The organism is Paremcibacter congregatus (genome assembly GCF_006385135.1).
GTDB lineage: Bacteria > Pseudomonadota > Alphaproteobacteria > Sphingomonadales > Emcibacteraceae > Paremcibacter > Paremcibacter congregatus.
The window spans coordinates 3,101,468-3,113,692 of sequence record NZ_CP041025.1; the positions used below are offsets into that span (position 1 = coordinate 3,101,468).

Consider the following 12,225-nt stretch of genomic DNA (forward strand, 5'->3'; position numbering starts at 1 on the left):
CGCCGCCCGCCCCGCCCGCACGGTGGACAATAAAAACATGTTGAGCTTCGCGGGAATTGTTGTAGCTTGGTCAGCACAATGACGCTTGAGAGGACAAGAGACCGTTATGAGTGACTATGATGAAATACTGATTTCCATCCGGCGTATTATGCGGGCCGTTGATCTGCAATCCAAGCGCCTGATGAAATCATCCGGCCTGACCGCGCCACAGCTTGTCCTGATGCAGTCTCTGCGGCGGGAAGGCCATATGTCGCCCAGCGCCCTGGCCCGCGACGTCTCCCTGTCGCAAGCAACCGTGACCTCTATCCTCGACCGGCTTGAGAAAGCCGGCTACAGCCGTCGCGACCGCAGCGAAACCGACAAACGCATCGTCTATGCCTGCCTGACCGCGGAAGGACTGAAAAAACTTGAAGAAGCCCCGGAACTGCTGCAGAGCGGCTTTCTGCGTGAATACCGCAAGCTGGAAGAATGGGAACGCACCCAGTTGATATCCAGCCTGCAGCGGGTCGCCACCATGATGGACGCCGAAGATCTTGACGCCTCGCCCATTCTGGAAGTCGGCGATTTGCAGGTCGACAAGAAATAAAGCTGTACCCGGCACACATATCTGGTAAAATGCGGCGGTACGAAATTGTTCGTACCTCAATGCGAGCAACAGCCTCATGCCTTATCCCACGACACACCGCCGTTTATATGTAGTCCTGACCTAAGCATGCGCCCCTCACATCGTGGGAACGGCCCACACCGCCCCGAACCAGACGCCGGTCTCGACTACCGCGGCCTGCTCGGTCATAATGCCCCACCGCTGGTTTATGCGGCGGCGACCTACCCGGACGCCCTGTCTCCGGAAGAATGCCAACAGATCATCGCCCATATCGACAGTCAGGATCTCCGCCGGGGCCGTCTCGCCGGCGGCCTGAAAGCGCCGCTGATCCGTTCCGTTGCCTCGGAATGGCTTGATGAACATCAAATTCCCTGGTTGACCGAACGCATCGTCAAATATGTCGCCCGCGCCAACAGCAGCAACTTCCCGTTCGACCTTCTCGGGTTTGATGAAGGCTTTCAGGTGCTGAAATATTCCGGCGACGCCCTGTCCGGGCCCGATTTTTATGACTGGCACATCGACATGGGCCACTCCGGCGCCAGCCAGAGCCGCAAATTATCGGTGCTGATCCAGTTGAGCAAGCCGGACACGTATCAGGGCGGCGCACTGGAAGTCAATTTTGACGGCACCGCCATCCCCCTTGGCACCGCCCAGGGCACCCTGTGCGTCATCCCGAGCTTCACCCTTCACCGGGTATGCCCGGTCACCGCCGGACGGCGCTACTCTCTCGCCACCTGGGTGCATGGGCCAACATTCAAGTAACTGACTAAGCAACTGACCCATAAGCCGGGCCCGCGACATCCCGGCTGTCAGGTTTCTTTACACAATTAAATATCCCTAATATATCAAGCCAAGCTCCTGATAAATAACATATAAACAGAATACTCCATAAGCTCGCGCCCGACGCCTTCCCGCGCCGTTCCCCGATCTGCGCCAAAATGATCCAGAGAGTCGGGAATCTTTACAGTTTAGACCGCCTTCGCCGCCGCCCCGTGCCTTCTCACCAGAATAATCACCGTTTTTTCAAGGCCTTATACAAAATGGCATCTTAATTGCAAATACAGGGACAAACACAGTATCCCGGCGCACACCCGCCGCATAACATAATAAAGGAAGTATCCATGCTTTTCAAAACCCTGATCTCCGCCGCTCTGTTGAGTGTCGCCACTCTGGTTCCGGCCCAGGCTCTGCCCGCCATCAATCAGGCCCTGACCGGCACCGCGTCTCAGTCCTCCACCTATGGTGGACAGCCTGCAGCCTCTCAGGCAGATCACGCCATTGACGGCAATACAAGCGGCGTATGGTCAACCAACAACCCAAGCAACTCCCTCAACCATACTGGATTTGAGATGAATGCCTGGTGGGAAGTTGACCTCGGCGCGATGATCGCGATTGATGACATCGTCATCTGGAACCGTACAGATTGCTGTGTCAACCGCCTGAATAACTTCAGCGTTTTCCTGGATGGCGCCCTGATCGGCGCGTATAATCAACAGAACGGCCCGACCCCGTCCTGGAGCCTGAATAATGTCGGCCAGACCGGCCAGGTGGTCCGCGTTCAGTTGAACGACCGCGACTATCTGCATCTGGCGGAAGTTCAGGTTTTCGGCACCGTTGCCGCCGTTCCAGCCCCCGGGGCGCTCGGCCTGATGGGTCTTGGCCTGATGGGTCTCGGCCTGGTGGCCCGTCGTCGCCGCCCGTAACAGAAGTGCATAGCCGTCAGGCGGCCCGTTTACGGAAGCCGCCTGACGCATCCTCAAAGCCCCGATCATCTGGTCGGGGCTTTCTTTTATGGCCAACGCCGCCATCTTGCCCGTAACGCATATTTTTTGATGCATTTTCACGTTATTTGTGATATATGATGTTTATGCAACATTTTATGCTCCAGAGGATATACAAATGACCGCCCTCGCGCTGAAAGAAACCACCGATGACGTTGTTCTGGCAAAGGCCGTGTTGAAAACAGCCAAGGCGCTGGGCCTGACACAGGAAGAGCTCGGTCAGATCCTCGGCCGCGACCGCACCTCCATTGCCCGCGGGCTCAACCCGTCCAGCAAGGCGGGGGAACTCGCGCTGTGTCTGATCCGCTGTTACCGGGCGCTGTTTGTCGTCGTCGGCGGCGAGGCCGGGGCGATCAAACACTGGTTCTCCACCCAGAACCACCATACCCGGGGCGTGCCCAAGGAACAGGCCAAGACCATTCAGGGGCTTGTCCATATTCTTGAATATCTGGACGCCATTCGTGGAAAAATATAGCCTTCCCGCACCAGACCGGATCAAAGCCGCGATCACCCCGGACATCCACGGCCTCGTCTGGCGGGTGGTGGAAAGCCAGGAACAGGTCGCCACGCTGGATCTGGTCGAGACACTGGAAGAACAGGCCCTGCTGGAAAAACTGCTGGAGGAGTCCAAACCGCCGCTGCCCGACGGCTGCGCAGGTCTGGATTATCTGCTGGCCACGCCGTTTCGCTACCCGCCGCTAAAATGGGGTTCGCGCTTTGGCAGCCCGTATGAGCCCAGTCTTTTTTATGGCGCGGCGCAGATCCCGACGGCGCTGGCGGAAACCGCTTACTATCGGGTTTTATTCTGGACCGGCATGGCGACGCCGCCGCCGTCCGGCGCGCTCAAGACACAGCATACGGTCTTCTCGGTCCCCTACCGATGCGCCGCCGGCCTGTCGTTAAACGCCGCCCCGTTTGAGGAGTGTCAGGACCTGCTGCGCCATCCGACAGACTATGGCGCGACGCAATATCTCGGCGCGCGCTTAAGAGCGCTCGGCGTTGATGGCTTTACCTTCGTCTCCGCCCGCTGCCCGGACAGGGGGCTCAATATCGCGCTTTTCACCCCGACGGCGCTGGCCGCGAAACGGCCCCGGGAAAAACAGACCTGGCTCTGTGAAACCTCGGCCCGGCATGTTATGTTCAGCGGCCCGGAACGGGGACAAGGACAGGGCCAATTGCTGAAATTTGACGGTGAAGATTTCCGGATCGCCGCCGAAGCCGTCCCCCCGGCCCTCCCGCCGCAATGACCCCCGTCCCCGCCGAAATCCCCCCGAGAGAAAGAAAGAAAGAATAGAATGATCCAGTTTCTGATCCACTACGGCCTGCATTTTCTCGCCCCCGGGCTGATCGCGTGGATTTTCTTCCCGCAGAGCTGGAAAAAGGCCTGGATCATCATGCTGGCCACGATGCTGGTCGATCTGGATCACCTGCTCGCCACGCCTCTGTTTGACCCCGCGCGATGCAGCATCGGCCATCACCCGCTGCATTCCGGTCCCGCCATCGGGCTCTATCTTCTGCTGCTGGCCGCGACGCTGGTCCCGCCGCTCCGCCGGGCCGTCCCCGCCCGCCTGATCCCCCTGAGCCAAATGATCCTGCTCGGCCTGCTGTTCCATATGCTGACCGATTATCAGGATTGCCTCTGGATGTAACCTTGTCGCGCCGGACGGGTGGGCACACCCCTTCCCCCCCCACCTCGTCATTACCCGACTTGATCGGGTAATCCAAGCAGGCCTCACCAAAGGACTAGATTACCCGATCAAGTCGGGTAATGACGGCGGAAAAGGTATGAAGCGTGTAAATTGTTGTGAAAATTCCGTAATTCCGTAATTTAGCAGGGTACAACCACACCTCTCTAGTCGTAAAAACTCCTTGACTTGCAACTCAACAATACGGACAGTAACCAGAATAGGCTTAAGAGGGGATTATCGACCCAAAGCGGACTTTAAACACATAAGAAAACCTAACTATATACAGCGTAAAAAAGTCAAAATTTCAATCAATACGACAGAAAAGCACTTGAAACAAAAGCTCCCATTCCTTTCTAGGAAGAGTGCGTTACAAGTAATAAATCAAAAATTTGAGGTAAACAGTCACTATGATAACGAAATCACTCGGAGTGACTGAAACCGAGCGTGTACTCGCAGAGTTCTGTGAGCGTTCCTTTCTTAAACTCTGGAGTTACCCCAACCCATTCAAGGACGACGGCCATGAGCTATGTGATCTCCTCGCTGTATTCGGTGACTACGTCTTCATTTTTTTTGATCGCGAAAACCAGCTTCCCGAAGCACCTAAAAAAGATCCGCAAATCCTCTGGGATCGATGGAAGCGCAAAGTAATTGATCGCCAAGTCAAGACGGCTAAGGGTGCAGAGCGATACATCCGAAGCGGGCGGTCTATCTTTCTCGATGCGAAGGGAACAACGCACTTTCCACTTGAAATCAACCCGAAGAAGTCAATTATTCACAAGATCATTGTCGCGCACGGAGCGAAGGAAGCCTGCGTTCAAGCCTCAGATCAAAATATCTATGGAAGTCTTGCGATCGCCTATAGGGAAACAAAAAGTGACCAAACACACCCCTTTCACGTCGAGGTTGATAAGCAAGACCCCATTCATATTTTCGACGGCCATAATATCTCGATTGTATTGGGTGAACTAGATACGGTTACCGACTTCTCAAGGTATCTCGACGAAAAGCTACGCGCCATAGAGAAGTTTGATTCGTTGGTATATTGCGGTGAGGAAGACTTGCTCGGACACTATCTCCTCAACTATGACAAGGATACTGAACAACACATCATTGGTACGAAACGTGACGATGTGAATTGCGTGCTGATCGGTGAAGGTGAGTGGCACGATTTCATAAATACCGATCTCTACAAAAACACCAAGAAAGAAGATCGTATTTCCTATTACTGGGATGAGCTAATTCAGCGAACTTGCCAAAATGCCTTGAACGGAGATCTTGGGGGGAACTCGGACCTTTTGCGTGGAGAGAGTGCAATATTCGAGATGGTGAAGGAGCCACGCTTTATACGCCGTGCGCTTACTAACAGGATCAAGCAAGCTATCATTAATTTTCCCGACCACTCAGAACAGTTCACTCGCCACGTGACCTTTTTTCCGTCTCATCTTCCGAGTGTTGGCTATGTGTTTTTCCAGCTCAGGGTTCCAGCGGATTTCCGGAAAGAATCCGACTACCTAGACAAGCGGAGAACGCTACTGGAAATTGCGTGTGGCGCAGCAAAGAACAAGTTTCCTCATCTGACCAAGGTTATCGGTATTGGGATGGATGCTCCCAAATTCGCGGGTGGCACAAATTCGGAAGACTTCGTTCTTCTGCCCTGTGAGACTTGGGCTGACGACATGCGCGTGTATTACGAAGAACTGAACCAAGAATGGAATTTTTTTGGAACGCCACAGCTTGAGCAATACAATGAGCACGTCACGCAGTTTGTTCCACCATCTGCCACTACTGCACGAGCCATCCGACCAAACCTCAAGGTGGGACGCAATCAGCCGTGCCCATGCGGATCAGGTAAAAAGTACAAGAAGTGCCATGGGGCCTGATCTCGCTCAATATGCTCACTTTAGGCCATCAAGGTCCGCTTTTGGCCGAAAGCGGACACCGGGGATATATAAATTCTTGTGAAAATCATTATCCATATCAATGCTTCTATAATTTCACATTACAGCTTGGTAGATTTCCTAATCCTATTTGTAAAATCCGATTTTAGACTTTCAAGCGCAGCCCCAAGCCACCAGTTGTCGTTTCTCCCTTGGCAAGGAAAATGATGCCTGCGGCTTCTATGGCTTGCTTGATAGCTGCCAGGTTTCCGCTGCGGGGAGTCCGTGCGCCTTTTTCAAAGTCAGATAGCGTTTTAACGGCAACCCCTGCGGACTTCGCAAGCCCCCCCTGTGACATGTTCAATAAAGCGCGGGCGGCGCGACATTGTGCTGCGGTAATATCTGTCGTCAAAATATTATACTTTCGCGCTTGTAATTCCCAATAAAATTTGTTACTTATTATAAGTAACTAAATCGACCCGAAAAGGTGCGCCAACACCTTATCGAGTCTAACCACACCCAACCTTGAAAGGAGGCTGGCATGGCTAACTCACGTTTTAGCATATCTTATCCCGTCTTGTTAACCAATAGCTTATCCAATTTCTCCTTTTTTCCGTACAACATACCTGCTCAGCGGTCAGAAGTCTGGATGCCCTCCTTCGAGGGCATGACGGTGGAGCGGGGGTATGGTGCGACAGAGAAGGCGACAGCTTTCGACAAAGGAGAGCTGAGATGACAAAGGAGACCCGAGATGAAGACGGATATGTCCGCCCTGCCCCCCGCTGAGCGGGTGCAATTGCGCAAGATCACGGCGGCGCTGGTCGAGAGCTATCGCGCGGCGGCGAAACGTGGCCGCAGCCAGAAACAGCGTCAGGCCCAGATCATCGCCGTGATCCTGTGCCCCGCCCCGAAAACCCCTAAATCCTCCACGCCCCCCGCCGCCAAACCCTCCGCGCCTTCCCGGTCCCCGTCCCTGCTGATCCAGGTCAACCGCCGTCTGCCGAAAGACCTGTGGCGCAGCGCGACGGCACTTCCCCCCGCCCACCGGGTGGCAACTCACCGGGTCGAGACTCTCCGGGTGGAGACATTGCGCCGCTGTAACCGGCTGCTGCGGCGGGCGGACGCGCGGGAGGGCGGCGGTGCGGACAGTTTTATGGCCGCTGTGCGTGATCGGGGCATTTTGCTCTATCACCGGGACGGCAGCCCGCTGAACCGGCTGCTCACCCCCGCGCAGGCGGCGGACCAGGCGGCGGAGCGGGCGCTGCTGCATCTGCGGCGGCATATCTTCGCGCTGGAGGAGCCGACCGATGATCTGAGCGCGCTGGGGGAGCTGCTGCGCTCTCTCGGCTGGATCGACGAGGACGCGCCGCGCGGCGTGCATCTGCTCGGCCGCACGGTGGAGGCCCGCGCCGAGGTGATCCGCGATATATTCCGCCGGATGGTCGCGCGGCTGCCCCGGCCGTCCGCCTCCGCCCCGCCTTAAAAATGCCCCTGGCAACAGACTTAACAGTTGCCTCTTTGCCCCGGTTAACGCTATAGTTTGTCTTGTGTTTTAAAGTTTTCAGAATAAAGGGACATTTATGTCAATTGAACTGCATCGGGGCGATTTGCCGGACCATGTGAAATTTACCGGCTCCGTGGCGATCGATACGGAAACCATGGGGCTTAACCCGCACCGCGACCGGCTGTGCCTGATCCAGCTGTCCAGCGGCGACGGCACCGCCCATCTGGTGCAGATCGCCCAGGGCCAGACCAAGGCGCCGAACCTGAAAGCCATGCTGGAAGACCATCATCTGACCAAGATTTTCCATTACGCCCGGTTTGACGTGGCGGTGCTCAACAAATATCTCGGCGCCCGGGTGCGGCCGGTCTATTGCACCAAGATCGCCTCGCGCCTGGTGCGGACCTATACGGACCGGCATGGCCTGAAAGACCTGTGTCGGGAACTGATCGGTGTTGATCTGTCAAAGAAACAGCAGAGTTCCGACTGGGGCGCTGACGAGCTGTCCAACGAACAACGGGAATATGCCGCCTCTGACGTGCTGCATCTGCATAAACTGATGAACCGGCTGAATGTGATGCTCGACCGGTCGGGCCGCCGCGACCTGGCCCAGTCCTGCTTTGATTTTCTCCCGACCCGCACCGATCTCGATCTGCTCGGCTGGCCGGATGAAGATATCTTCGCCCATAGTTAAAACCTGCGCCCGCGCAAGACGACAGGGGCCCGCAACGGGGCTCTTGAAGTCGCCGCGGGAAGATATTACATTTATACTATGGATCGGGACGGACAAACGACGACACAGGGCGTTTCCATTGTTTCGCCATGATTACCGTTCATATCAGGTGTCTTAGGCATGACGCACAGGCCCGGATAGAACAGACTAGAATAAAACAGAATAAACGAAGAAAAAGTGCCGCGCACGGCAGTATTTTAACACGCAAGTGAGGCCCGGACCGCAAGTCCCCATATGCCCACGCCATAACAGGACCTTGTCTATGACCGTAGACAACAGATACGAGACATCACCCGGCATGCCCGATCCGCTGCGCAGTCTGCAGCCGACAGCGCCGGTGAGCTATCGTCAGAACCAGCGGGAAATCAATCGTATCTACTGGCTCAAGATCATTGTGCCTTCGCTCGCGGCGGTCGCGCTGGTGACGCTGGTGCTGTGGCCGGTGCTCAACAGCGCCGAGGGCAGTTTTACCCTGGCCATGGACCGGCTGGAAGAACGCGACGAGAATGCCAAGCTGGTCAAGCCACGCTATGTCGGGATCGACAACAACAATCACCCGGTCAATATTTCCGCCGAAACCGCCTTTCGCAAGAGTAATGATGACAAGGATTATTACCTGAAGAACCTGCTGGCCAACATGCAGATGAAGGATGGCACCGGTATCGAAATCAACGCCACCAGCGGCATGTTCGATTCCAAGGCCCAGGAAATCGTGCTCGACGGCGCGGTCGATATCCATACCAACAATGATTTCAGCATCAAGACCAACCAGGCGACCTTCCTGATCAATGAGAAAATCGTCACCGGCAACAGCGGCGTCAGCGGCGCCTCGCCCTTTGGGGACTTTTCCGCCGAAAAATTTCACATCGACGTGGATCAGGAAATCATCCGCCTGAAAGGCAATGTGCTGCATCACTATAACCCGGACAAGTTCACGGAGACGATCTCTCCCGCGGGCTCCCCGGACAAACAACAATAACCCATAGCTGACAAGGGAAAAAATCGTGCTGAACGCCCTCAAGATATCCTGGACATCGAAAGCCACCGCCCTTTTATGGGGCCTGGCCCTGCCGCTGCTGGGGACTGCCCCCGTCAGCGCCCAGGTGACGACAGAAACAACCACCCAAGTTGCCGGCAATGGCCCCGTGGACATCAGCCGCGATGTCTATATCAGTTCCAATGACTGGGAAGCCAACCTGAAGAAAAATATTGCCGTTTATATTGGCGATGTGGTGGTCAAGCAGAAAGACCTGACGCTTTATTCCGATCGCATGACGGTATTTTTTCAAGGCAGCGAAGCCGCCGATAAAACCATCACCCGTCTTGATGTGTCCGGCGGGGTCAAGCTGACCACCAAAAACGAAACCATCGAAAGCACCTGGGGCATTTATGATGTGGAAGAAAAGATCGTCACCCTCGGCGGCAATGTGCTCCTCAAAGCCGAGGAAGGCGAAACCCGCAGCGAGCGTCTGACCTATGATCTTGACAGCGGCGTGATCACCATGCAGGGCAAACCGACGAAAGATGGCCGGGTCACGGGAAAATTCACTCTCCCCGAAAAGAAAAAAGATCCCTCCGGCGGGACAGAAAAACAGAACGACAGGCCATAATCTCACGGATTTATTAATCAAATCGTTACCCTCACCGGGCTATACTGATGCCATAAAAAGAAGATATGAATAAAATGCCAACAACAACACTTCAGGATGACGCCACCGCAACCGCACCGCAGCTCAGCAGCGGGCTGGTGATTGATGCTGTGGAAAAGAAATTCCGCAAGCGCCCCGTCCTGAAAGGCGTCAGCCTGCAGGTCAAAACCGGAGAGGTCGTCGGCCTGCTCGGGCCTAACGGCGCTGGCAAGACCACGACATTCTATTCCATGATCGGCCTGATCGACCCCGACGCCGGGCGGATTTTGCTGGACGGGCATGATATCACCCGCCTGCCCATGTATCGCCGGGCCCGTCTGGGCATTGGCTATTTGCCGCAGGAAGCGTCTATTTTTCGCGGCATGACGGTGGAAGAAAACATCTGGTCTGTGCTTGAGGTCTGCGAACCGGATCACAAGATACGCGAAGAAATGCTCGAAAGCCTGCTGACGGAATTTTCCATCACCCATATTCGCCATGCCTCGGCCCTGGCCCTGTCCGGCGGGGAACGTCGGCGGGCGGAAATTGCCCGGGCGCTGGCGACGCGGCCATCGTTTATTTTGCTGGATGAACCCTTCGCGGGAATCGATCCAATTGCCATTTCAGACATTCGTAATCTGGTGTCCCATCTGAAAGATCGGGGCATCGGGGTTTTGATCACCGACCATAACGTCCGGGAAACCCTTGATATCATTGACAGAGCGTACATCATCCACGACGGGCAGGTCTTGATGACCGGCACACCGGAAGAAATTGTCGCCAACGAGGATGTTCGTCGTGTATACTTAGGGGACAGCTTTAGCTTATAAAGCGGGGTAAGAAAAATATGGCTCTTTCGCCAAGAATAGAATTAAAATTATCGCAATCACTGGTCATGACACCCCAGTTGCAGCAGGCCATCAAGCTTCTGCAATACTCCAATATTGACCTGGTAGATTTCGTCGCCCAGGAGATTGAAAAAAATCCCCTGCTCGAAGTCGGCGACAGCTCCCCTTCATCCGCCGCGGAAGATATCAATGGCGCGAAAACGAAAGAAGGCAGCGAGGCCACCTCAGACGATTATCTCACCAACCCTGGCGCGGAAAACCTGAACAGTGAAGCAGCGCTCGACACCAGTTTCGACAATGACTTTACCAACGACTGCATCAATGACGGCGTACAGAAGTCCCCCACAGACAATGATATGGGCCTGACCTCCAGTTCGATGATCGGCAATGGCGGCAGCAGTTTTGATCAGGCCGGCAGCGGCTTTGACCTGCGGCTCAGTGAAGAAATTTCCTTAAGCGACCATTTGCTGGATCAGCTTAATCTGCTGGCGCTCGACCATCATGACAAGTCCATCATTCGGTTTCTCGTCGGCATGCTTGATGATGCCGGCTATCTGTCCGAAAGCACCCCCGACATCGCTGAACGTTTTAACTGTGACGTTGCAGAAATCGAGAAACTCCTTGACGTCGCCCAAGGTCTGGAGCCCGTCGGGGTTTTTGCCCGCGATCTGAGCGAGTGCCTGAAGCTGCAACAGAAAGCCAATGATAGGCTCGATCCAGCCATGGAAGCCTTGCTCGACAATCTGGAACGGCTGGCCAAACGGGACTATAATGGCCTGATGCGGATCTGCGGCGTTGATGAGGAAGATTTGCGTGACATGATCAGCGAGATACAGGCGCTGAATCCCAAGCCCGGACAGATTTTTGGCAACCCGGTGTCCCAATCCGTGATCCCCGACGTCTTTATCCGCAAGAACCCCAAAGGCAACTGGATCGTCGAACTCAACAGCGAAACCCTGCCCCGGGTCCTGTTCAACAATCATTATTTCACCGAAATACAGGACCTGACCAAGAAAAAGGAAGACAAGGAGTATCTCGCCGAATGCGCCGCCTCCGCCAGCTGGCTGGTCAAGGCGCTTGATCAGCGGGCACGAACAATTTTGAAAGTCTCGTCAGAACTTGTCAAACATCAAGAACTTTTCTTTGAGAAAGGGGTAAAATACCTCAAACCGTTAAATTTAAAGACCATTGCGGATGCCATCGAAATGCATGAAAGTACTGTGAGTCGCGTGACTTCGAATAAATTCATCTCCACCAACAGGGGAATCTTCGAACTGAAGTATTTCTTCACCACCGCCATCTCCTCGGTCGAGGGCGGCGAGAGTCATTCTTCTGAATCCGTCAAACATGCGCTGCAGTCCCTGATCGATGATGAGGACCCCAAAAAGATTTTATCCGATGACAAGCTTGTGGAAATTCTAAAGTCCCAAGGCATTGATATCGCTCGCAGAACGGTTGCCAAATACCGTGAAGCGTTACATATACCCTCCTCTATCCAACGCAGGAGGATCAAGAATGCTGCTTTCTAGTTTATTCCAACGCGGGAAAAATACAGATAGCGTTTC

The 12,225-nt window shown here is 54.8% G+C and carries 14 protein-coding genes; 13 read left to right on the plus strand and 1 reads right to left on the minus strand.

The window, feature by feature from the left end:
- Window positions 1–106 precede the first annotated feature (106 nt).
- From FIV45_RS13715 to FIV45_RS18760, 7 genes are all read left to right on the plus strand, one after another.
- Window positions 107–586, plus strand: coding sequence for a MarR family winged helix-turn-helix transcriptional regulator (locus FIV45_RS13715; protein ID WP_099475175.1), 480 nt, complete (start codon window positions 107–109; stop codon window positions 584–586).
- A gap of 126 nt (window positions 587–712) precedes the next feature.
- Window positions 713–1,366 carry a 2OG-Fe(II) oxygenase gene (locus FIV45_RS13720; protein ID WP_099475174.1) on the plus strand — a complete coding sequence of 218 codons (654 nt, stop codon included), beginning with the start codon at window positions 713–715 and terminating at the stop codon, window positions 1,364–1,366.
- A 359-nt stretch (window positions 1,367–1,725) separates the two neighbouring features.
- Window positions 1,726–2,307, plus strand: coding sequence for a galactose-binding domain-containing protein (locus tag FIV45_RS13725; RefSeq protein WP_099475173.1), 582 nt, complete (start codon window positions 1,726–1,728; stop codon window positions 2,305–2,307).
- A 196-nt stretch (window positions 2,308–2,503) separates the two neighbouring features.
- Complete coding sequence (locus FIV45_RS13730) at window positions 2,504–2,860, plus strand: MbcA/ParS/Xre antitoxin family protein (RefSeq protein WP_099475172.1); 357 nt, start codon at window positions 2,504–2,506, stop codon at window positions 2,858–2,860.
- Complete coding sequence (locus FIV45_RS13735; RefSeq protein ID WP_165777111.1) at window positions 2,847–3,632, plus strand: RES family NAD+ phosphorylase; 786 nt, start codon at window positions 2,847–2,849, stop codon at window positions 3,630–3,632. The genes FIV45_RS13730 and FIV45_RS13735 overlap by 14 nt, the downstream gene beginning before the upstream one ends.
- A 48-nt stretch (window positions 3,633–3,680) precedes the next feature.
- On the plus strand, window positions 3,681–4,034 hold the full coding sequence (locus FIV45_RS18490) for a DUF6122 family protein (RefSeq protein ID WP_165777110.1): 354 nt from the start codon (window positions 3,681–3,683) through the stop codon (window positions 4,032–4,034).
- A 446-nt stretch (window positions 4,035–4,480) separates the two neighbouring features.
- Window positions 4,481–5,953, plus strand: a complete 1,473-nt coding sequence (locus tag FIV45_RS18760) for a YecA family protein (RefSeq protein WP_099475169.1) — start codon at window positions 4,481–4,483, stop codon at window positions 5,951–5,953.
- 163 nt (window positions 5,954–6,116) lie between these two features.
- Here the strand turns inward: FIV45_RS18760 and FIV45_RS13750 are convergent, their stop codons facing one another.
- Window positions 6,117–6,362 (minus strand): helix-turn-helix domain-containing protein, encoded by a 246-nt coding sequence (locus FIV45_RS13750; RefSeq protein ID WP_204602380.1) that lies wholly within the window; start codon window positions 6,360–6,362, stop codon window positions 6,117–6,119.
- Between the two features lie 339 nt (window positions 6,363–6,701).
- Between FIV45_RS13750 and FIV45_RS13755 the strand changes: the two genes are divergently transcribed.
- From FIV45_RS13755 to rpoN, 6 genes are all read left to right on the plus strand, one after another.
- Entirely contained in the window at window positions 6,702–7,433 is a 732-nt protein-coding gene (locus FIV45_RS13755) for a thioredoxin domain-containing protein (RefSeq protein ID WP_099475167.1), read from the plus strand.
- Window positions 7,434–7,530: 97 nt separating this feature from the next.
- Entirely contained in the window at window positions 7,531–8,145 is a 615-nt protein-coding gene (locus FIV45_RS13760) for a ribonuclease D (RefSeq protein ID WP_099475166.1), read from the plus strand.
- A 301-nt stretch (window positions 8,146–8,446) separates the two neighbouring features.
- Window positions 8,447–9,163 (plus strand): LPS export ABC transporter periplasmic protein LptC, encoded by a 717-nt coding sequence (lptC, locus tag FIV45_RS13765; protein WP_099475165.1) that lies wholly within the window; start codon window positions 8,447–8,449, stop codon window positions 9,161–9,163.
- A 25-nt stretch (window positions 9,164–9,188) separates the two neighbouring features.
- Complete coding sequence (locus FIV45_RS13770) at window positions 9,189–9,794, plus strand: LptA/OstA family protein (RefSeq protein ID WP_165777109.1); 606 nt, start codon at window positions 9,189–9,191, stop codon at window positions 9,792–9,794.
- A gap of 74 nt (window positions 9,795–9,868) precedes the next feature.
- On the plus strand, window positions 9,869–10,642 hold the full coding sequence (lptB, locus tag FIV45_RS13775) for an LPS export ABC transporter ATP-binding protein (RefSeq protein ID WP_204602406.1): 774 nt from the start codon (window positions 9,869–9,871) through the stop codon (window positions 10,640–10,642).
- Window positions 10,643–10,659: 17 nt separating this feature from the next.
- A complete protein-coding gene (gene rpoN, locus FIV45_RS13780) occupies window positions 10,660–12,189 on the plus strand; it encodes an RNA polymerase factor sigma-54 (protein ID WP_099475162.1) in 1,530 nt (509 codons plus the stop codon).
- Window positions 12,190–12,225 lie beyond the last annotated feature (36 nt).

Excerpts from the sequence above, each read along its gene's own strand:
- FIV45_RS18760 (WP_099475169.1), top strand. The coding sequence starts at position 4,481 with ATGATAACGAAATCACTCGGAGTGACTGAAACCGAGCGTGTACTCGCA.
- FIV45_RS18490 (WP_165777110.1), top strand. The coding sequence starts at position 3,681 with ATGATCCAGTTTCTGATCCACTACGGCCTGCATTTTCTCGCCCCCGGG.
- lptC (WP_099475165.1), top strand. The coding sequence starts at position 8,447 with ATGACCGTAGACAACAGATACGAGACATCACCCGGCATGCCCGATCCG.
- FIV45_RS13720 (WP_099475174.1), top strand. The coding sequence starts at position 713 with ATGCGCCCCTCACATCGTGGGAACGGCCCACACCGCCCCGAACCAGAC.
- FIV45_RS13760 (WP_099475166.1), top strand. The coding sequence starts at position 7,531 with ATGTCAATTGAACTGCATCGGGGCGATTTGCCGGACCATGTGAAATTT.
- FIV45_RS13725 (WP_099475173.1), top strand. The coding sequence starts at position 1,726 with ATGCTTTTCAAAACCCTGATCTCCGCCGCTCTGTTGAGTGTCGCCACT.
- FIV45_RS13715 (WP_099475175.1), top strand. The coding sequence starts at position 107 with ATGAGTGACTATGATGAAATACTGATTTCCATCCGGCGTATTATGCGG.
- FIV45_RS13755 (WP_099475167.1), top strand. The coding sequence starts at position 6,702 with ATGAAGACGGATATGTCCGCCCTGCCCCCCGCTGAGCGGGTGCAATTG.
- FIV45_RS13730 (WP_099475172.1), top strand. The coding sequence starts at position 2,504 with ATGACCGCCCTCGCGCTGAAAGAAACCACCGATGACGTTGTTCTGGCA.
- lptB (WP_204602406.1), top strand. The coding sequence starts at position 9,869 with ATGCCAACAACAACACTTCAGGATGACGCCACCGCAACCGCACCGCAG.
- rpoN (WP_099475162.1), top strand. The coding sequence starts at position 10,660 with ATGGCTCTTTCGCCAAGAATAGAATTAAAATTATCGCAATCACTGGTC.